This is a genomic window from Methylophaga sp. OBS4, from assembly GCF_026319305.1.
GTDB lineage: Bacteria > Pseudomonadota > Gammaproteobacteria > Nitrosococcales > Methylophagaceae > Methylophaga.
On record NZ_JAPDMV010000011.1, the window covers coordinates 38,920 to 58,855 of the forward strand.

The following is a 19,936-nucleotide window of genomic DNA, read 5'->3' on the forward strand; positions in this document are numbered from 1 at the left end:
TCACTCCGCAATCGTATCGATCTTGGTTTTCACACCCCCGGTGGAAGTGGCAATGCCCGACACCTGGCCGGACTGATCGATCTGCCCGGTGTTCGGGTGGGTGTGGGTTGCCAGGATATTGGCCAGGTCAATGACCAGCTGCGCCAGATCTGACATTAGGCGCAGACCGTTTTCTGATTCATTCCCGATCCAACTCTTTGGTGCTTCCAGGTGCTGCCGGCTGCCGGCTTTCGATACGTGGTCCGATCCGATATCGGCCTGCATATTGCCGATCACTTTCAGGATGGCGTCGGCCTTGGTCGTGATCCGCATATTGTCCACGCTGGCCAGATCCATCACGCCACCGGACTGCAGCACCATTGCGCCGTAGGCTTGGATCTTTTTCACCGCGCCGATCACTTCCGTGTCGTTGGTTTTGGTTTCTTTTACCGACCGGTGGAACTGTTCCAGGTTATCCAGGGCAATGGTCAGCCGTTCCAGGGATTCGTCGGTAATTTTCAGATCAGTTTTGCGGTTCCAGTTGCCGTCCTTGTCCACGTTCTGGAATGACTCCGGGTTATGCTGCCAGCGCTGTTCGCCGCGTTCTACCGGTGGCAGGGTCAGCCGGTGCGGCAACACCGACCGGATAAACGGCCGATTTGGTGAACCATAAGCAAAGGCCAGTTCCACCCAGGTGCCGTTATCCGGGAAAGCAAATTGGCCACGCTCATGGCCGGCAATCGGCAGCGCCAGGATCACATCCTTTAGCACCGGCCAGCTGGTGTCCGGTTCGCCGTATTCATCCAGCACTTGCACGTCCACCGCATAGCGCGGCCGGAACTCATCACACAGATCGCCCTGGTTCGGGGTTTCGCGCACGCCCACCACTTCACCGAAGATCGGCAAGTGATAGCCGGCAGCCATTTCTGGCCAGAGTTTATGCACCAGGCGTTTGATCAGTTCTTCCATATCAGATCCATGTGGTTTTGCTGAAAAGTGATCTCGGTCAGGCGTTTGCCGTTCAGGCGCATACCCGGCCGCAACTGCGGCATGGCCGGCACCCTGGCCTGATTGTTGGCCTGCACCTGGTCGAACAGGTTGTGCGGTAGCACGATGTTTTTCACCTGGGACCAGCGCGAATCCGCCCAACTGCCCACGTAAATGACGCCATTGCCCTGCTGCTGCCAGATAAAATCAGGAATATTGAACACCCGGCCCAGCATGTTCATGGCTTGGTAACCGGTCCCCAGGTTGTAAAAGTTCGCCACCTGGCGTTTGGCATAAGCCTCGTCCGGCGTGGCGAAATTCAGCCCGGTTTTTTCGTTGATGGTGGCCAGCACATCCCGCAGCGACACATGGCGCAAATCCAGCGGCAGTTTGTTAGCTAAAACGGCAGACAACTGCCGGCAGAACAGCTTTGCCCTGGCATTGCCCTGTGGCACCACCTTTTCGGTGTAACCGATAAACCAGCGCTGCAAATCACGGCCGGCATAACCCAACTCAAACACCACCAACTGATTGGCGGCCAGGGTTTCCGGCGCTACCACCGTGAACATGGCCCGACCGGGCGCGGCCAGATCCAGCTTTACCCGCTCCTCGATCACCTGGTGACTGTTGCCGGCCACCTGCAGCTGACGGACCAGGCGCATTATGCGGTGCCCTCATCCGGCGCCAGAGCGTTATCCAGGTACTGCAGCACGTTTTCAAAGCTGGACAGCTGCACCTGGTCAGGCACAGCCGTTTCACTGGCGGCCACGGTGTCACCGGTCGGCACCTGGTCAGTGACTGCCTGGGCCTGCTGGCGTGACTCTTTGCGCTCCGGAATTGATTGCACCTCGGTCAGTTTGAAAGACACCCGCCACTGGCGGCTGGTCTGATCCTCATTTACCGATAAATCGCCCTGAAATTTCACACGCCGGATCCCCATTGCCGCCGCCGTGTCGTTCAGAATGTCGTAAATCACCCGGTTGCCGGCTTCGTTTTTGGCTTCGGCCAGCTGCACGATGTTCTGCAGCTGATCGGCCCGGTTCATGTTCACCGCCAGGCGCACACTGATCTGCTTGGGCTTGTCGCCGGTTTCTGCCGTTTCCGTGTAGCTGCTTTGGCCGCTCATATCCTGCCCGGCCAATGACAAAGTGCCCGATATTTTCAGATCGTGGCCTTCCACTTTGATTTTGTTCAGGTGCAAACTCACTACACGCTCTCCGGCATCATTTCGTTTAAGTAAGCCAGATCCGCCGCGCTCCCCATAAACGCCATTAACACCGTGTAGGTGTACTGGTGGCCAGGGTGGCCGGTCTGGATCTTGTTCGTTATGTCGCTGTCAGCATAAAACCGCCAACCGGTACCACCGGATAATGCCGGCAGCGGGTCATCAGTCGCTGCATCAAAGGCCGCTTTTTCAGTGGCGAAGCTGTCCAGGTCTGCCATTGGGTCGGCACCGGATAAGGCCGCCGCCGCACTTTTCGCCTGTTGTGCCAGGGCTTTTTCCATTCTGGCCTTGGCCGTGGGTACCGCGTTCAGCTGCAGCGCCGTGGTGCTGGCCACCGCGTCGATCAGGTTGCGCTTTTCCTGTTCCAGGTTCACCAGCTTGGCCGCGTGCCGCTGCCACTGCTGGATCTGTTTCAGCGGAAACGCCGCCGCCATCACCTGGCACTGCTCGGCCAGGTCTTTATAATTCGCCGCGGTTAAACCCAGCACAAAAATGGCCTGCACCGGGTTCGCCTGGATCCGTTTCACCAGGGCCGCCACTGCGTTGGGAAAACTCAACCAGGTATGGGCGCCGGTGCCCTCCTTGGCGCCGTGCGTCCAGGGGGTGATCGTCTCGATGGTGATCGGCAGGTTCAGACTGCTGGCATCCGCTGCCGGCGTTTCCAGGTCAACCGGCTGCCAGGTCATGCTTGCCCCCGGTTCAGGTAATGAAACACGCGGTCAGATTGCCCTGCAGGCACTAAATAAGGCGATAACAGCAGATCCCTGGGCGTGATGCGCTGCAACTGCTGCGATCGCAACAAAGGAACGCCCGCCTGCAGAAAACACCAGGCGATCAGCTCACTGCAAAACCAGGCGTTTTTATCCTGCCAATCATGCCGGGCTACCAGGCCCAGGATGGCCCCCCAATCATACGGCTTGCCCACCTGGCTTTTGGCAAAGTCCAGCACGCTTTCTGGTGCCGCCACCTGAAACCGGCCCACGGCATCAAAGTGCTGGGCATTTCTTACTTGCACGCCACCCAGGCCCCTGGCCCCCAACAAACGGCCATTAGGCAGCACAAAATCCACATGGCTGAAAGGTGACCAGGTAAACCGCCTGATTAACCAGGACCCCGGCTTTTTTTGGGCGCTGAATTGCAGCTGGATCATGACGCACATCCCTGTGCGTCACCCTGCCGGGCGCCTTCGGCGTGCAAATTTAATCCCGTTAAATTTGTCATGGCGCTAAAGAATCCAACTGATCAATGTAAGGCTGGGCCACGTTGGCCATATCGTCAGCGGTGCCCTGATCGGTGGCGGCATCCACCGCCGCTTTGCCGGCCAGCCGGATCTGGCGCACCGTGATCAGCACCTGTTCCCAGGCTGCGGCCGTGGCTTCAATGTCTGCGGCCGCTTCTTCATCGGTCAGGCCGGCAGCGGCTGCCCAGTCACTGATCGCCGGTGGCACATCCTCGGCTGGGCTGCCGGCTGCGCGCCAGGCAATGGTTTGCTCCTGTGCCAGCTTGTATTCCATATCGATCAGCTGGCCGGTGCTGACAAAGCGCTGCCGGGCGTTGCCGGCTGCGTTATCAATATAGCTTTTGGCATATTGCCGGCGCAGATTAACTTCAGGGACAGGTCGATCTGACAAAATCGGTTTCCCTTGAGAATCAGCAGAAATTATTTTGCCTAGAGATTGCCCTTCAATTATTTCGCTGTACTCAGTTTCTGAGATAGCAACAATATCACCAGGCATGTTTTCGCCGTGAATATCGCTATCGAAAAAACCATTTTCTTGTGCGCTGTAATACTTTGTCATTTATCACCTCAATGACCGATAGCAAAAATTGTGTATGCGGACTGGGAACTTCCCAGAGTCGAATTAGATGTATCTCTGCCAAGAAACTGAAAAGATCCCGGTAATAACCCGTAATTAGAGTTCCAAGCCAAAACATGCATCGTGCCTGTTGAGTTTCCTGCAGCACCATCCATCACGGTTAACCCAAAGCATTCATTGGGGAAGGTGATTGGGAAGTTGATCACATCACCATTGGCAGCCGTGCCATTCATCCACTGGATGATCAATCCATTCATCAATTTCTGATAGCCGTTTAAGGTTTTTTGAGATGGCATATTTGCTGTGGTGGCAACTTCTTCCCAGGCACCCCACACCTGGCTTCTACGCTGTCTAATGAACATTTTCGGTTCACTGGCGTTCATGCTGTTTAACGTCTGGTGTGCATAATCTGAATTCTGATGCACAAACGTTTTTAGAAAAGCCCAGTTTGTGAATCCCACCGGGAAGTTAGTGCACTCAGAAGCGTTGCAGACATACTCACTGTTATTCAAAACAGTGTTTAGATCGCCATCAAACTTCACATGCTTGCCATCTTTATCAAAACCGGCCAGGCGATTATTGAAATGCTGCTGCATACGCAACGGCGTGATCACCTTGCTGTTATCAGTGCCGGTTTCTGCTGTGGCCTGATCAGAAATACGGCCATCATGAAAAATTTCCTGCCAATCGGCAGGTGTGCCACTTGTAATCCGTCTGAAAAACACACGATCGCTGTTGTATTGCAAAAAGCGCTGTTCAACATGCACCGCTGTGCCGTTGAAGTTCTCATTTACGATTAAATGCCCTTCACCACTCACTCCTGCAGGCCCATTCGTTGGTGTTCCTGAAATGAAATAAAAGCCCGATGTGGTTAAGGTGTTGAAGTCCGCGCTGCCTTTTGTGTTGCCGGTCGTGCCGGTCGCGCCCAGCCCAAATTGTTCAAACGCTTCCCGCACTCGCTTTGGTGTCATAGCACGCAATAAATCCGTGCCTGCAAGTGCTTCGGCATTATTGGCCAGTTCCACCAGGCCCAGTTCGGTTTCGGTGGCCTGGTCCAACTTGGTCTGGTTTTTAGTGTTGGTTACCTCGGCCCCGCCATTAATATCGGCAATCTTGGCCACGTAGTGGTCGATCCCGTTTCCGTCCTGGTAATCGGTCAGCGCGGTATCGCTGGCCACCAGTTGCACATCGGCATCCAGACCGGTTAAGTCACCCTGCAGGCTCGCATCCACCCAGATCGCGTTTGGCAGGCTGCCCACGTCAATTTGCTGGGTATTGGTGAATTCGCAGCGGATGCCGCCCACATAACCCACACCGGCAGACACGTCGAACACGGTGCCGTTGTTCAGCGTCACATCAAAGCCACCGGCAAAAAACGCATCATGGCCATAAATATCAAAATTGCTCAGGCGTTCGCGTTCATCGATCTGCAGTAGCCGGGTGGTGAAGTCGATCTGCCAGGTTTCGGCCGGGGCATTGATCTCAGTCGTGGCCTGGGCGCCGGAAAAGGCCACCAGGAAGTTGCGCACCAGGTTGTTGCCTTCAATGCCGCCATCAGTGGCGGTTTTGGTGATGGGGTCAGCCAGGTAAACCACGGCGATCAATACGTCATCTTCATCCTTGAGGCCCACCCAGTTAAAGGTGTAATCCCCGATTGTGCTGTCCAGGGTGAGCGAGTAAACCACCTGATTGGCGTTGACATAACCCGCCTTTGTCACCGGTCGGGTGTCCACGATATCGGCCGGATCCGGCAACGTTTCGATGCGGTCGGCCGGTTCGGCGCCCAGTCCGTCGATATTGGCCAGCACAAAGTGGGTGATATTCAGCAGCTGGCTGTTGCCCTGCTGCAGCGCGATCTTGTTTTCGCCTTCAATCGTTATAAATGCCATTTAAAGCCCTGCTGTGTCGTAGTGATAAGAAAAGCCATTGGAAAACACCGGCGTGCTGACCGTGATCGGGGTGATGATCTGCAGCTGGTAGCGGCGGCAGGTGCGGCCATACTTGTAAATAATGCGATCAAGCAGCTCCTGGTTCTGGGCCAGCTGTGAGTCGGACAGGTTGAGCAGGATCACGTCCCAGTCCACCGGATCCACCCTTTCTTCGATCTCAATGTAGCCGATCCCCAGGCGTTCAAAGATGCGGATAAAACCGGCCTTGCTGCCGGCGTCCTGGGCATTAATCAGCGCGTATTTCACCCGCTTGCGGTAAAGGTCCAGCGGTTCGCCGGTAAAGCGCTCGATATCGCGGGAAAAGGCGATCACATCCAGAATCGCCGGTGTGCAGGTTAAGGGGTCCATCTGGTCCAGCGGCCAGCGCAGCCAGGTTTCGATGTTGCCCCAGTAAGCCTTCGCGGCTGTGATCAGCTTTTGGGTTTGATCGGCACTTAGCCAAAACGGCAGCTTGATATCGATCATTATTCAGTCTCCTGCAGGGTCACGGTTAAGCTGGTCAAACGCGGGATCCATAACTCGGTCACAATGTCGGCCAGGTCAAAGTCCACGCTGTGGATCTCGACAAACTCCCGGTGCAGCTCCTGCGCCAGGCGTGAAAAGCTGAACCGGGAATAAGGCAGCGTGAGCGTGGGCGAATACTCGCTGTTCTCACGAAATGCCGCGTTGATAAAGTCGGTGATCTTGGTCTGCAGCGCGGTGATATCGGCAGCGGTCATGCCTTGTTCATGCCACACGGTCGCCACCAGGCTGATCGTTTGCTCCGGCATCTGATACACCTGCAGATCGTCGCCGTGGCCGTGGTTGCCCTCGTCGGTGATGTAGCCGTTGATATCGTCCAGGTAATCATTGACCGGCGCGGCGAAATCAAACAGCACAAAGGCATTGGCCGTGCCTGGCCCCCTGGGCGCGTTATGCTCGAAGTAAATCGCATCGACCGCCACCCCTGGGAACTGGGCGATCAAAGACCGGTACACGCTGTCGGTGTGAAAATCGGATGCGGTGCCAAACTGGTTCCGCGCACGGTTGCGCAGGTCGTTGTTGCTTTCCCGGTCAGCGCCGGGCTCGGTCAGCCAGTCGGTGCCGTTGGTCACCCCGATGATGTTGGCAATCGGTTCCGGCAAAATCGAATAATAACCGGCTGCAAGGTTAAACGCGGCACCGGCTTCAATGGCTTCCACTGCCACGTCCAGCGTGGGCGCGCCAGCGTCAAAGCTTTTCTGCTCGGTGGTCACCAGCTTGTAAATATTGCCGTTTAAGGTCGCAGTCTGGATCACGGTGCCGGCTTCGATGGTCACATCGGTGCCGGTGTCGTCACGGGTGAAGGTGATCAGCCCCTTGGCCTTGGTTTCCTCTTTTCTGGTCAGGTTCACCGCATCGGCCAGCAGGTCCACCGCCCAGTCCAGGTTCGCGGTTTTCAAAAAGGCATTAGGCAGCACCGTGTCCACCAGGAAGTCAATCAGCCACAAAACCGGCTGTGTCACCAGGGCGCTGATGGTGCGCCAGAAAGGGCTGTATTTATTATCATTGTTGATACTGCTGCCGGCAGCACTCATCTGGTCGCGCCATTCCTGTTTCAGCGCGTCCTCGGTGGTCGGTATGCCGGCATCAGACACAATCTTTTTGAAATCTACCTGTTCCATTAAATGGTCGCCTCGATCGAAATGTCGCCAAAGTCGTAAGTGGTCGCCGTGATAAAGAAGGTCTGCGAGTCCGTGCGGGTAATGTTCACGGTGCCAGGCACCAGGCGTTCATCTTCTTCTATCATCAGCACCAGCTCCTGGGTGTTGGCCTGCACCGCCACGTTGTCACGCTGGCCAATCAGTTCCACCATTAGCCCCGAATCACGCACCAGGTGTTTAATGTCTTGGGTGATGCAATCACGGTCAAAAATCAGCTGGGGTTCGCCGGCCGGGTCCAGGGTCAGGTCGTCATCGGTGAACAGCAGATCGATATATTTGGCATCTTCCACAATCAGCCCCCCATGAATTCAAGATCGGCCATCAGGCTGTTGCCATCGACGCTTGGGCCGTAGTTATTCACCACCACGTCACCCATTTGACTGCTGCGTTGATTGTTCGCCTGGTTGATGCGCTGAATCACGCCGCCCTGCTGGGCGCTTTGGCTGTTGGCCAGCATCGAAGCCGGCGCGGCCACCGGTTTGGGTGGTGCCGGCGTATTGCCGCCAATATTGAGATCCAGCCCCAGCCAATCGGCAAAACCGCCGATCTTGTCTGTCAGCCAGTCCAGGCTGGTGCCGATAAAAGAAAACGGATCCAGTGTGCCCAGCCAGTTTTTGAAACTGGCCCACCATTGCGGCAGCTTGTCCCAGGCGGCCAGCACACCGTCGACAAGGCTAAACAGGCCGATGAACTCCCACCACCTGCTGGTCCACTCGACGATCTTTCCGGTCCATACATCCCAGTAAACGACCGCTGCCACCACGGCCGCGATCAGCGCGGTGATGCCCAGCACCACCCAGGTGATCGGGTTTGCCAGTAAGGCTGCGGTGAATCCCCACACAGCCGGAATCATGGTTAAAAGTGAAAACTTGGTGGCCACAAACGCGCCTTTAAGCACTAAAAGTGAAACAGTCCAGGCAACCATGAATAACTTACTCGTGCCCATGACTAATGAAAGAACAGAAGTTGCAGCGACAAGACCAATGATGCTTAGAATCCCAATTCCCACCCACTTGGTGAGATTCGGAAACAGTTCAGTCCAGCGCAGAATTTTGTTGGCACCTTCCCCCATCATGCTAAGGAATGGCAGTAGTTGTGGCATGAGTGCTTTACCCAGCACGGTCTGAATGGCACGCATTTGTTCGCCGGCCTTTTCCCACGGGTCGGTTATCGCTTCGGCCATTTTGATGGCTTTATCCATGCCGGTTTGCTGGCCAATCTGGCTGATATTGTTATTCAGCCCGGTGATATCACTTGATAGCAGTTTTACCAGGGCCACGGCTTCCTTGGTGCCAAACGCTTTCTGCAGCATGTCCGATTCGGCCACCGTGTCGATCTCGCCGAACTTGCCCTGTATTTTGTCCAGGATCTGCACCATCGGCAGCATGCGGCCCTGGCTGTCAGTGAATTGCAGGCCCAGCGTTTCCTGGGCCTTGCCGACACCGGCCAGAAAGGCTTTGTACTTGGTGCCGGCTTCGCTGCCGGTCATGGTCGCCTGCAGGCTGCCCAATACCGCGATCTGTTCATTCATGGCCACGCCGTGGCTTTGGGCTTCGGCCCCTATCCGGCTAAATGCCTCCGACATTTGGCTACCAGTGGTTTTGAAAATCTGAACTGCTGCAGCGGTTTGTCCGGCCAGCATTTGCACCCACTCGCCTTTACCCATCTGGTCGGCGTTTTGCTTAAAAATGCCGTACATGGTGCCCATGTAGCTGGTGATGGTGCTGGTCTGGGCCTTGGTGCCCTTGGCCAGCACTGCGCTGGCCTCGGTGAACTTGGCCAGCTCTTTACCCTGCAACCCGGCAATGGCCGATTGAATATCGTAGGAACTGCGCACAAATTCGTCGGCTGATTCGCCGTACTGGGTAGAAAATCGCAATGATGTTTTGGTTAAGTCGGTCAGCACATCGTTGGCCACACCCAGGCTGGCCACTTCACCCAGGGCGCGATCCATTGCCTTGGCAGGTTGCAGAAAGCGGTCCAGGGCAAAACTGGCGCCGACCATGCCGGCCGCGCCATAACCAATCTGGCGGTAACCGGCCTGCACGTTGGTCGTCACCGTATCCATTGTTTTCATGATCTTGCCGGCCGGGCCGCTTACGCGGTCGATCAGTGAGATCATAAAATCCAGGTTTTGCATTGCTGTGGCCATTACAGTGCCTTATTGATTCCTGAAGCTATCGCGTCCCGCATTTGTTCCCAGTAGCGATTTTCCATATATATCGCTTCGCCCATTGTTTGTTCGTTGACCGGCTGCCCCGGCAGCCAATGGCGCACCAGGCAGATCACCTGGTGCACCCCGTTATCTTTGATATTGGCCGCTATCCTTTCGGCTTTTTTAGTGACACCTTCACGCCACCGGTGTAATCAACCACCAATTCCTGGGCCACCTGCATGACCAGGAACCCGTTGGGTTTGCCATCGACCAAAACCACCTTTTTGAAGGCATCTTTTTGTTTCTCGGCAACCGTTCGCATTAAGAAATTAAAAGCCGGTGCCACTTTGTCGTTGGGCATCTGCTCGTTGATATAACGGTTGTAGTCATCCACCCCGATCGAAAAGTCGAAATCCTGCTCGCCGATGGTGACGGTTGTTTGTTGGCTCATGTGTTTATGCTCCTATTAGCAATTTAAAAAAGGTTTTTAAAAAGTCGGTCAGCCCCATAGTGGACAAGACGTAATACCCCAGGGCACCAGTCGCTAACCAGCGGATCTGAGATATCAGGCCGGCAATCTTGTCAATCGCCAGCCCTTGCGTTGTCAAGGCTTTTTCGTGAGTGCCCAACGCCTTTTCGTGGGTGCCCAGTTGGGATTCATGCATCACCCTTGCGATCTCTAATTCCCGGATCCGTTTGTTGCAGACTTCATCCACTGCGTGTATCTCCATGACTTAATCAAACAGGCTCTTTTGCTCGCGCCCAGTTACCAGCCGGGTGGTTTTATTGCTGGCGCCACGCTTTTCAGCAGTGCGGCCAATCGTCCAGATCCCGACACAACCACCCCAGGCCGCCCAAAATTCAAACGGCAGCACAAAGGGCTGCAGTTCGGAACCGCCCAGGCTTTGCATGGCCGGCACCAGGCAATAATTGAAGGCAATAATGGCCAGGCCGGCATACACCACGGTCGGGCGCGCCCGTTTGGTATAGGTGTCGCCCTGGTTCATTTCGGCCACAATGATCCTTTCCTTGGCCTGCAGTTCAGCCTGCATCGATGCTTCGGCCGTTGCCTGGCGTTGGTTAACCAGTTCCTGCACTTGCAGCTGAAACTGCTTTTTCTCGCTGTCCGTGGTGATAAAGCGATCGGCCACTTCGCCAATGCCTTCCACCAGGCCACCGGTGAAAATGCTGCCGATTTTGCTAACTAGGCTCATTCCAGATCCCCTTCTTCCAGCAAGGTGTAAGAAAAGCGGCGGCCATAGGTCACCGCTGATTTGTTGGCCAGGGCCATCACCAGGTCGAAATCTTCCGGGCTGGCCAGCACCTGGCAGCCTGCAGACCAGCGATCCACCCGTAACGATGAAGTGTTGGCACTGGCCCGGTGCAAATTGATGCCAAACAGGCCGTTTTGAATGGTGTCTGCATCGGCATCGATGTGTTGATCGCTGTTGGCGTCCCGGTACACGCTCATCGGGCCACGCTGCACCAGGGCTTTGTACTTGCCCTGGTGTGCGCCCAGTTGCCAGCAAGAACGGTAATGGCCAGGCACCAGCACGGCCGTGCCGTCGACGCTTAACGGGTTTTCGCGGTAATACAGGCCCGGGTCAGCAGTCATTGGAAATACATGCATCACCTGCTTGCGATCCAGCTCGTACAGCACCACCAGGCAATCGTTGAAGCTGTTGGCATCCGTGTCTTTGCTGCGAATGCCGACCAGGTTCAGGTTGTAATCACCCTTAAATACCGGGTAATCAAGCCGTTTCAGTGCGTCAGTGAGGGTTTTGGCCGTGAACTGCATGGCTACAGATCCCGCGTATCGTCTTCGCTCAGGTACGGCACACCATTGATCCGGACAAAGTCCGGGCTGGTGACTTCAAACGGCACTTTGTGCTTGGTCTTTTCACCGCCGTTGGGATCGATATCCAGCAGATCCGACACTTTGACCTTGCAGCCAAACAGCTCGACCTTTTGTTCCTGGTCCAGTGCCTTGCCGGTGGTAACAATGTCGAACGGTTCAAGACCGCGCCAGCTGCCGGCCGCTTTTGCAGCATCGACCAGCAGGTTAAAGTTGCGGCTGTCCAGTTCCATTTCACCGCTGCAGGCAGCGTCACCGTCAACCCAGCCATTGGGCACACCACGCGACATCACCGCCTTGCTGTTATCGGTGATCGAGGCGGTCATGGCTTCAACATGGATCAGGGTGTCACCCGCCATGATGTCGAAGTTTTGGCCTGATAAATTCTTCACGGTTCAGTCTCCTATACAGTCGGCATTTCGAGATCCAGCACGATGTTGGCTGTGATCTCTTTTGGAATTTCAAACGGCCGGGCCTTCATGAATATCTCGACCTCGGTGCGGGTGATCCAGGTGATCACAATGTCGCCATCCTGTGGCGGCTTGAGTTCAGCCGGGAACGGAATACCCTGAAACACGGTGCTGCGGCTCATTTCACGCAATGGGCGCATCAGCTTGTTGGTGGCCCAGGCAGTGCCCACCGGTGTGCTGTTAAAACGGCGGTTACCCAGCAGGCTGATCAGCACCAGGCGAACACGACGGGCAGCCATATCCACCACCCGCAGGTTTTCGATCACCTGGTAGTCGCCGGCAGGCGCATCCAGGGTCTGACCATCGGACCAGAACACACCCGGATAATCGGCAAAAGTCACCGGTACCGAGAAACGCTGATCGTTCAGGGCTTTGGCGTGGGCGTTGGAATAACGAACGCCGGCACTGTCCACTGGCAGCATGGTCTGATCCACACCAATCAATGGGCCGGTTTCCACCCGCATGGGGGTGTCTGCCACGCTCACCTGGTCATTGCACAGGCGGCCGGCATAGATGCCCACGGCGTTGTCGTAAATGTACGGCACCACCGACACTCTGAAAGCGCTGGCGCCATCGGTTAAGTCATTCAGCGCGGTGATGTAGTCAGACCAGGTTTGCAGGCCGGCATCGATGCCGGCAGCGGCAGCGATAAAGAACACGCGCCGGCCATATTCGGCATTAATTTCCACCGCTTTGGCCTGCATGGCGGTCAGATCGGCCTGGGCTGCGACAGGCGTGCAGATCACGATGGCTTCCACTCGCACGTCCTCATTCATGGCCATGTCCACCGCTGCATCCCATAAGCTGCCATCAGCCACCGGAATGACCGCTGCCGCCCAGTTCTGGCCAGCGTTGAGTTTCGCCGCTTCCACCTGGCGTTTAATCTCGCTGTCGGCTTCGCCCAGTTCGGCGTCCAGGTCGCTGTCAGTGTTCAAATACAAAATGGTGTCGGTGTTGGTCGCACCTTCCCCGATAAAGAGAAAGTATTTCTCAACCTCCGGGAACTTGCCCTGCGCCAGGTTCAGCGCTAATACACTAATCTTAGGTATAGCCACGGCGTTTAATCTCCTGTGTCATTTGGTTAAAAATCGCATCAATGTGCTGCGATATCTCCGCAGCGGTCGCCCCTAGAAATGACCGGGCCGGCAGTTCTGTCACCCAGCTGCTTTTGATCTTCTCGCCAGACCATATCCGCAGCTGTTTCAGGGCAAAGCCAGCCTGGCCAATCGTTAAGTTGTTCTGCACCCATTTCAGTGGCGGTGCTTTGGTGCCCTTGCCGTTGGCCTTTTTAATCGTAAAACCGGCCTCGCGCAGAGCAATGGCCTGTTTTCGTGTGGCCGGTTTGTCGTAGTGGCCTCCGGCGCCGCTTCGGCTCATCTTTGCCGCTGTCATCGTTTCGGTGTGGCCATACTGGTGTTTTGCTGCAATTCGGGCCGATGACCGGCGCGAGAAGCCGATCAGGGCTTCCATACTGCTGTTGTTCACCACTTTCAGTTCCCTGCCCAGTTTTAGCAGCATCTTGCGGCCGCCTTTGCGCTTGCGCTTTCTTGTCTCAAAAGGTCGACCGGTCAGGTCACGCTGCTGCCGCACCCGCTGTTTGCTGTCGCTGATCACCTTTTTGGCTACCCGGTACAGCAGACGCCGGCGCAGTGATTGCGGCATCTTCATCAGCTCCATTTGCCGTTTCAGTGGCAACATGCCGATCACGTTGACCTTTACCGCATCAGTCGCCATCGGTTTTCACCTCGCCCTGTTCGGCATAATCGATCTCAACATTGGCCAGCATGTATTTCTGGCCGTTGATGCTGATCAGGCCGTTCTCATCCGGCACCACTTCCACGTCTTCGATAAAGGGGATCGTGATATCCAGATCAGCGGTGTGGTTGTCCAAAATGTCAGCGTCGACCGTTGGCTGGTCCACGCCCTGGTCTTCGCGCTCGGCATCGTTATCAATCAGCCAGGCGCAAAGCTGACCAAACAACAGTTCCACCGGGTGCCGGGTATGCGGGAAACGCTCGATCGAGATCACCGCGTCATATTGCTGACGAAACAGCACCATGCCGTTCCCCAGGTCTTTGCAGACGCCTTCAAAGCGAATATTTTCTGCCCAGCTGTCGATGTTCTCCACGGCAACCAGGTCCAGTTCGACCAGGAAGGCGCGCAAGGCTGCCAGCTTGATCATTTAAAGCAACTCCACGCGCAGGTTTGCGCTGTCTGTGAAGGTTTCATCAGGAAAGAAATGGCGCAGGATGCTGGCCACCGATTTGGCAGACTCATCCAGCCAGAATTTTTCCGTTTGCTCGCTTTCCTTGGCTTCGTTCTCGGCAATCTCTCGCCGGTTGATGGTTTTAAAGTCCTGCAGCAGGTGCGCTTTGGCCCGGCTGTTCACCGCGTGCTGATAATGAATCAGCAGCAGTTCACTGCCGCCCACTGGCAGGCTGTTGGCTGTCAGATAATCGTTAAATGTGTCATGCCCCTGTTCCTGGACCACGGCTTTCACCCGTTCCAGGGCTTCGTTGGTGCGAATCATGCCCAGGATCAGCCCGGTTTCCACGGTGCTGTCGGCATACTCAGACGGGATCCGGTATTTACCCAGCAAGTCACCAATCGAAAGCGCCGGCCAGAAGCCATCGTTTTCAATCGTGGTTTGCGTGGTCTGTGATGTTTTACCGGTCAAACTCATGCTTATTCATCCCATGTTGAAAAACAAAAAATTGCGTCCTGCATTTTTTGCATACCATCCATCCGTGGATATAAAAGGTGCCGGGACAAAACACGGAAACAAATCGAACAACCAACAATTTGCACCGCTTTTGCCCTGCCCCGGCAGGTGGAGCCCTTTATGAAGCTGACAAAAAATTGCTCCTGCATTTTTTGCATACCGTCCATCCATGGACATAAAAACTACTTTTCACCCTCGGCCTGGGCTTTGGCCAAGGCTTTCTTCAATGCTTCTTTTTTCATGGTTTTGGTGCCGTGACCTTCCGGGTTAAGCCGTTCTGCCACCTCGCACCAATGCACGGTGTTTTCAAAGTTTTCCTTGGCAAATTCATGCTTGGCCAACATGGCCGGCATCTTGCTGGCCACCGGTGGTGATAGCTGCCAGTTTTCGTCCAGCATCACCGCCACCACCTGGTCCAGGTATGGGCTGGCGCTGCGGCCGGCTTTCAGCTCGGCGCTGGCCCAGTCATAAACGGCATCGCAGATAATGGTGGGCAAGTCGGCGCGGCCGAAGTTTGCCGGTGTGTCCTGCTTGGGCGTGCGTATCAGATAAAAGCCCAGATCCAGGGCTTTCTCGATGTCGCCCACATCCAGCAGCCAGATCAGCACCCATACCGCGATGCTGTTGGGGTAGTTGTGGCCATTGGCCATGTAATCGTCCACGAAGCCCTGGTAATTCGGCAGCAGCTCGAGTTTCAGCTCGGCCTTTTCTTCCATCGTGTGCTTGGTTTTGAGCCGCTGCAGGTCGGTTTCCATTGCGGCTTTCAACTGGTCGAACATACGGATGGAGGCCGGATCACCGACTACCAGCACTTGGCCCGTGCCATTGTCGGTTGCCAATGACGTGACTGTTGTGTCGCCGGCAGCCGATGCAGGGTCATAACTAATCGCACCGGGTGGCAGCTGCTGCAGTTGCTTCAGCTTGCTGACACGCTCTGGTCGTTGGCGCCGGGACAATTCACCGGATTCATACGGATTGTCCAGGCCGGCTTTTTCAGCCTCGGCAATTTGGGCATCTTTAATTCTTTGGAATTTACTCATCATCTTTCCCCTGTCCCTCCGTGATGGGCTCCCCCATCACGGACGGACGTCAGTTGGCTTCAGGGTGTGGTATTAAGCTGGGAACTCGATGCCTTCAACAAACGACATCATCTCTTTATCTTCGATGATGTAATCGATGTTGACCGACTTGAATTCCTGCACTTCGTCTTTCTCTGGCTTGTCCTTTTGGGTGCGGCGCAGAGACGAATCCTGATAGTAGATGGAGAGGTTTTTCAGCGGCGTCACAGCCACGCTGCCATCCGGGAAGAACGGCGCGGAGATGCTCGGCATGTTGCCGTAGGCTTTGGTAATGCGGCCTGACATCATGGCTTTTTCCGTAGGTGTGCCGCCGTTGGTTTCGTAATAAGCGCCTTCCTGGGCGTTCATCACATCACCGCCAACCAGCAACACCAGGTCGTTACGGTTGCGATGTTTCTTCGGCAGCAGCAGCTTGGTTTCATGTGCCAATACATCCAGGTTCGGGAAGTCGGCACCGCCCAGGGTGATAGAGCCGGCTGAACCTTGCAGATACTGGCTGCCACCATCCCAGACTCGCATTTGTTGTAACCAACCAATGGCCATGTCTTCCAGATCCGGATACGTGACGATGTCTGATTCAGTTGCCACGTGGGTGCCGCGCCAGCCCATTGTCAGCAAATCGACGGCTTCCGCTTTTCGGACCGCCTGCATATAGCGGGCAGCAAAGTCGGGGAACTTAGCCCACATATCGATCATGGCGTAGCTCAATGCCACGTCGAATTCGGTTTTGCGGCACTCGTAACCGTTGGCATCGGTATCTGCCAGGCGCTTGGGAGTACGTTCACCGCTTGATGTGTCAGTGCGTGAAGCAACACGACCTGTCAGCAGCATGCCGACTTTTTCGCCTTTGATTTCGCTGACCGGGATCATGCCGTTAATCAGCTGCAGGAATGGATCCGCTTCTTCGATCATCTTGTTGACGATGGTCTGTGCCACAGATGGTGTAGCGCTATAGGTATTGCCCACTGAGGGCGGGTGCGCCGTGACATCGAATGCGCGGGCCGTTTGTGCAAAATGCTGGTCTAAAGCCTGACGGCCTTGTGGACTCAAATTCATTTCAGTCTCCTTAGATTGCTATGACTGGTTAAGAGAAGCCGCCGTGGCTTAAATGTAAGAATCAGCAGAGAATTTCTCGCCTTCGTGACCGCCACCATCAGTGCCGGGCTGTTCCTGCAGCGCGTCATTCACCTTTTTAGTGAGCGCTTCAATCGATGCTTTCAGGTCACCGTAGTTTTGCTGTTCACCGTCTTCGTTTTTTGGCGCTTCCTTACCGTTGCCGGCAGTGAATTTTTCAACCGCTGCTTGCAGGCCGGTGACTTGTTGTTGCAGCTCGGAAAATTGCTCGGCGGTCACGGTTTCGCTGTCGCTCGCCGGTTCCTTGTCTTTTGCGTTTGGCTTGTCCTTGCCATCGCCTTCGGTGTTCAGCAGCTGGCTGAATAACTGGTTTAAAGCAGTGATGCTGGAATTCAGCTGTTCCGCAGTTTTTTTATCCATATCGCCCTCGTTGGATTTGTCAGATTGAGAAAAAAAACGCTTGAACCAACCGGGCGGCTGGTCGTCGTCATTGAAATGGTGCGTTGTGGCTTCGATGTGCTGAGCCAGCAGAAGGTCATCTGCTTTTGATTTGCTGAAACGAATCTCGGAAGTTGCAGCCGAAGCCGGGCTATCTGTAGCGGCACAGCCGGTCAGGTAGTGTTTTTCGGTGTCTCGGAAGTTGGGTCGAAGCTCCATGCTGGTAAACAGCTTCTGTCCTTCCTTGTTTGCCCTCAGATAAAAATCGTTGGGGGCGATCAGGGCATAGAGATCCACGCCGCCTTCATCGTTTTGCTCGGCGCGCAGTTCTTCAATGGTGCCCATGTTGTACCAGCGCTCGTGCTCAGGCCACAGCAGCGCGGTATAGAGTTCTTTGTCATAGCTGTCTGCCGCTTCGGTCAGCCATTGAGCTTCGATAGTGCGGCCATCGACCGTGGGGCCACTGCGTCCGATTCGTTTCCATTCAGTTTTCAGTTTTGCTGGCATCGTGTCACCTGGTCACCTGTTTTTTGGTTTTTCGTTGCGTGTTGGTGAAAATATTAGGTGTTGTAACAGTGCTGTTCAACGCTTTCTCTTTCGCTCAATTCCTATATCGCAAAGCTAGGAAAAATGCGGCATCAGATAGGGTTATCTGTGATTTTTGTACACCTAAAATAAGGTGACGAAATCATGGACTCTTATGGCTAAGTACACCGCAGAGATCAAAGAGACAGCCAAAAAGCTGTTTATCAAAGGCTGGACCATCCCGGAGATCGGCAAAGAAACCGGCGTGACTGAGCGCACGCTGTATAACTGGCGTGATGCCGAGCAGTGGGAAGCCTTTGCCGCACCCGATACGGTGGAGCAAGGTATCAGCCGCCGTTTCAATGCACTGATCGAGAAAGAAAACAAAACCGATGCTGAACTAAAGGAACTCACGGCGCTGGGCACGGTGCTGGGTGATTTACGGGTAAACCTGGCTAAGGCGAATCTGCTGCAGTCACAGGCCACGGCCATCAGCAAGGGCAACTATATTCCGCCTGAATTACTGGACAGTGCCCCGACTGAGCGGGACCTGAAACAGGCTAACGATAAAAAGCCAAACCAAAAGCGCAAGCGCGGCCGTCCACCCAAAAACGATATTTCAGGCATCACCCAGGAACAGCTGGACGAGTTCCGCCAGTCTCATTTCTTTGAATATCAACTGCTGTGGCACGAACAGAAAAGCCAGCGCACTCGTTTCATTCTGAAATCCCGGCAGATTGGCGCCACTTATTACTTCGCCTATGAAGCTTTTGAAGATGCGGTGCTGACCGGTGATAACCAGATATTCCTGTCGGCCTCGCGGGACCAGGCCGAAGTGTTTAAGGCGTACATCATCGCGATCGCCAAGGAACACTTTGATGTGGAACTCAAAGGCCATGGCGCGATCATTCTGTCCAATGGTGCCGAGATTCGTTTCCTGTCCACCAATAGCCGCACGGCCCAGTCCTATCACGGCCACCTTTACGTGGATGAAGTGTTCTGGATCCCCGATTTTGAAAAGCTGTGGAAAGTGGCCAGCGGCATGGCCGCACATAAAAAATGGCGGCGCACGCTGTTTTCCACCCCTTCGGCCAAATCGCACCAGGCGTTCCCGATGTGGAGTGGCGAGAAGTTCAACAGCCGCTTTGCAGACAACAAAAAGGTTGAATTCGACAGCAGCCACAAAGCACTGATGAACGGCCTGCTCGGGGCAGACAAAATCTGGCGGCATATTGTCACGGTCAAAGATGCGGAAAGCATGGGTTGCGATCTGTTCGATATTGAAGAACTGCAGGTCGAATACACCAAGGATGATTTTGCCAACCTGTTTATGTGCAAATTCATCGATGATGCGCACAGCGTGTTCAGCCTGAAAAAGCTGATGAAGTGCATGATCGACATTGATGCCTGGGCAGACTATCACCCGGACGCTGCACGGCCGTTCGGCAACCGTCCGGTGGCCTTGGGTTATGACCCATCACGCACCAGGGACAATGCCACGCTGGCGATTCTCGCTATCCCGCTGACACCCGGCGAAAAATGGCGGGTGCTGCGTCATGTCAGTTTCACCGGGCAGAACTTTCAATACCAGGCTAATCGGATCAAGGAAATATACGATTCGCACAGCGTCAAGCATATCGGCATCGATGTGACCGGTATTGGTCATGGCGTATTTGAGCTGGTTGAACAGTTTTTCCCACGTGCCACCCCAATTACCTACAGCGTACATAGCAAAACCGAATTGGTGGTCAAGGCCATCGACGTGATCGAAAACGACCGGCTGCAGTATCCGGCCGGCGACAAGGTGATCACCCAGTCTTTCATGATGATCACCAAAACCACCACCGGCAGCGGCGTGATCACCTATGCCGCTAACCGTTCCAATACCACCGGCCACGCGGATGTCGCCTGGTCAGTCATGCACGCGCTGAATTATGAAGATATCGCCCCACGGCGCCAAACCCGAGTTTCACTATAAG

The 19,936-nt window shown here is 55.1% G+C and carries 26 protein-coding genes; 1 reads left to right on the forward strand and 25 read right to left on the reverse strand.

Annotation, left to right across the window (positions count from 1 at the left end; translation table 11 throughout):
* The 25 genes from OMP95_RS04765 to OMP95_RS04885 all read right to left on the reverse strand — a co-directional run bounded on the left by OMP95_RS04765 (window position 1) and on the right by OMP95_RS04885 (window position 17,939).
* On the reverse strand, window positions 1-948 hold the full coding sequence (locus OMP95_RS04765; protein ID WP_266326495.1) for a hypothetical protein: 948 nt from the start codon (window positions 946-948) through the stop codon (window positions 1-3).
* Window positions 936-1,628: a hypothetical protein gene (locus OMP95_RS04770; RefSeq protein ID WP_266326497.1), complete on the reverse strand. Its 693-nt coding sequence runs from the start codon at window positions 1,626-1,628 to the stop codon at window positions 936-938. The genes OMP95_RS04765 and OMP95_RS04770 overlap by 13 nt, the downstream gene beginning before the upstream one ends.
* The gene (locus OMP95_RS04775) at window positions 1,628-2,173 is read right to left on the reverse strand and encodes a hypothetical protein (RefSeq protein ID WP_266326499.1); all 546 of its coding nucleotides are present in this window, start codon (window positions 2,171-2,173) and stop codon (window positions 1,628-1,630) included. Before OMP95_RS04775 ends, OMP95_RS04770 begins: the two co-directional genes overlap by 1 nt.
* Window positions 2,173-2,877: a hypothetical protein gene (locus OMP95_RS04780; protein WP_266326501.1), complete on the reverse strand. Its 705-nt coding sequence runs from the start codon at window positions 2,875-2,877 to the stop codon at window positions 2,173-2,175. The genes OMP95_RS04775 and OMP95_RS04780 overlap by 1 nt, the downstream gene beginning before the upstream one ends.
* A complete protein-coding gene (locus OMP95_RS04785) occupies window positions 2,874-3,341 on the reverse strand; it encodes a hypothetical protein (RefSeq protein ID WP_266326503.1) in 468 nt (155 codons plus the stop codon). The genes OMP95_RS04780 and OMP95_RS04785 overlap by 4 nt, the downstream gene beginning before the upstream one ends.
* A 67-nt stretch (window positions 3,342-3,408) precedes the next feature.
* Window positions 3,409-3,990 carry a hypothetical protein gene (locus OMP95_RS04790; RefSeq protein ID WP_266326505.1) on the reverse strand — a complete coding sequence of 194 codons (582 nt, stop codon included), beginning with the start codon at window positions 3,988-3,990 and terminating at the stop codon, window positions 3,409-3,411.
* A gap of 8 nt (window positions 3,991-3,998) precedes the next feature.
* Window positions 3,999-5,897, reverse strand: a complete 1,899-nt coding sequence (locus OMP95_RS04795; RefSeq protein ID WP_266326507.1) for a phage tail protein — start codon at window positions 5,895-5,897, stop codon at window positions 3,999-4,001.
* Window positions 5,898-6,422, reverse strand: coding sequence for a phage tail protein (locus OMP95_RS04800; RefSeq protein ID WP_266326509.1), 525 nt, complete (start codon window positions 6,420-6,422; stop codon window positions 5,898-5,900).
* Entirely contained in the window at window positions 6,422-7,600 is a 1,179-nt protein-coding gene (locus OMP95_RS04805; protein WP_266326511.1) for a baseplate J/gp47 family protein, read from the reverse strand. Before OMP95_RS04805 ends, OMP95_RS04800 begins: the two co-directional genes overlap by 1 nt.
* Window positions 7,600-7,929: a DUF2590 family protein gene (locus tag OMP95_RS04810; protein ID WP_266326513.1), complete on the reverse strand. Its 330-nt coding sequence runs from the start codon at window positions 7,927-7,929 to the stop codon at window positions 7,600-7,602. Before OMP95_RS04810 ends, OMP95_RS04805 begins: the two co-directional genes overlap by 1 nt.
* A gap of 2 nt (window positions 7,930-7,931) precedes the next feature.
* Window positions 7,932-9,791 carry a phage tail tape measure protein gene (locus tag OMP95_RS04815; RefSeq protein WP_266326515.1) on the reverse strand — a complete coding sequence of 620 codons (1,860 nt, stop codon included), beginning with the start codon at window positions 9,789-9,791 and terminating at the stop codon, window positions 7,932-7,934.
* On the reverse strand, window positions 9,791-9,937 hold the full coding sequence (locus OMP95_RS04820; protein WP_266326517.1) for a DUF6890 family protein: 147 nt from the start codon (window positions 9,935-9,937) through the stop codon (window positions 9,791-9,793). Before OMP95_RS04820 ends, OMP95_RS04815 begins: the two co-directional genes overlap by 1 nt.
* 23 nt (window positions 9,938-9,960) lie before the next feature.
* Window positions 9,961-10,245 (reverse strand): putative phage tail assembly chaperone, encoded by a 285-nt coding sequence (locus OMP95_RS04825; RefSeq protein ID WP_266326519.1) that lies wholly within the window; start codon window positions 10,243-10,245, stop codon window positions 9,961-9,963.
* 4 nt (window positions 10,246-10,249) lie between these two features.
* Window positions 10,250-10,525, reverse strand: a complete 276-nt coding sequence (locus tag OMP95_RS04830; RefSeq protein WP_266326521.1) for a hypothetical protein — start codon at window positions 10,523-10,525, stop codon at window positions 10,250-10,252.
* A 3-nt stretch (window positions 10,526-10,528) separates the two neighbouring features.
* Window positions 10,529-11,008, reverse strand: a complete 480-nt coding sequence (locus tag OMP95_RS04835) for a holin family protein (protein WP_266326523.1) — start codon at window positions 11,006-11,008, stop codon at window positions 10,529-10,531.
* Window positions 11,005-11,592 carry a hypothetical protein gene (locus OMP95_RS04840; protein WP_266326525.1) on the reverse strand — a complete coding sequence of 196 codons (588 nt, stop codon included), beginning with the start codon at window positions 11,590-11,592 and terminating at the stop codon, window positions 11,005-11,007. Before OMP95_RS04840 ends, OMP95_RS04835 begins: the two co-directional genes overlap by 4 nt.
* 2 nt (window positions 11,593-11,594) lie before the next feature.
* The gene (locus OMP95_RS04845) at window positions 11,595-12,041 is read right to left on the reverse strand and encodes a phage protein (RefSeq protein WP_266326527.1); all 447 of its coding nucleotides are present in this window, start codon (window positions 12,039-12,041) and stop codon (window positions 11,595-11,597) included.
* Window positions 12,042-12,052: 11 nt separating this feature from the next.
* Window positions 12,053-13,174 (reverse strand): DUF2586 domain-containing protein, encoded by a 1,122-nt coding sequence (locus OMP95_RS04850; RefSeq protein WP_266326529.1) that lies wholly within the window; start codon window positions 13,172-13,174, stop codon window positions 12,053-12,055.
* Window positions 13,161-13,853, reverse strand: coding sequence for a phage virion morphogenesis protein (locus OMP95_RS04855; protein ID WP_266326531.1), 693 nt, complete (start codon window positions 13,851-13,853; stop codon window positions 13,161-13,163). Before OMP95_RS04855 ends, OMP95_RS04850 begins: the two co-directional genes overlap by 14 nt.
* Window positions 13,843-14,301, reverse strand: a complete 459-nt coding sequence (locus OMP95_RS04860; protein ID WP_266326533.1) for a phage tail protein — start codon at window positions 14,299-14,301, stop codon at window positions 13,843-13,845. Before OMP95_RS04860 ends, OMP95_RS04855 begins: the two co-directional genes overlap by 11 nt.
* Window positions 14,302-14,802 (reverse strand): head completion/stabilization protein, encoded by a 501-nt coding sequence (locus OMP95_RS04865; RefSeq protein WP_266326535.1) that lies wholly within the window; start codon window positions 14,800-14,802, stop codon window positions 14,302-14,304.
* A gap of 2 nt (window positions 14,803-14,804) precedes the next feature.
* Entirely contained in the window at window positions 14,805-14,999 is a 195-nt protein-coding gene (locus OMP95_RS04870; RefSeq protein WP_266326537.1) for a hypothetical protein, read from the reverse strand.
* A 24-nt stretch (window positions 15,000-15,023) separates the two neighbouring features.
* Entirely contained in the window at window positions 15,024-15,881 is an 858-nt protein-coding gene (gpM, locus tag OMP95_RS04875; RefSeq protein ID WP_266326539.1) for a phage terminase small subunit, read from the reverse strand.
* A gap of 72 nt (window positions 15,882-15,953) precedes the next feature.
* A complete protein-coding gene (locus OMP95_RS04880; RefSeq protein ID WP_266326541.1) occupies window positions 15,954-16,976 on the reverse strand; it encodes a phage major capsid protein, P2 family in 1,023 nt (340 codons plus the stop codon).
* A gap of 48 nt (window positions 16,977-17,024) precedes the next feature.
* Window positions 17,025-17,939 carry a GPO family capsid scaffolding protein gene (locus tag OMP95_RS04885; protein WP_266326543.1) on the reverse strand — a complete coding sequence of 305 codons (915 nt, stop codon included), beginning with the start codon at window positions 17,937-17,939 and terminating at the stop codon, window positions 17,025-17,027.
* A gap of 193 nt (window positions 17,940-18,132) precedes the next feature.
* Between OMP95_RS04885 and OMP95_RS04890 the strand changes: the two genes are divergently transcribed.
* Complete coding sequence (locus OMP95_RS04890) at window positions 18,133-19,935, forward strand: terminase large subunit domain-containing protein (RefSeq protein ID WP_266326545.1); 1,803 nt, start codon at window positions 18,133-18,135, stop codon at window positions 19,933-19,935.
* The last annotated feature ends 1 nt before the right edge of the window (window position 19,936 follow it).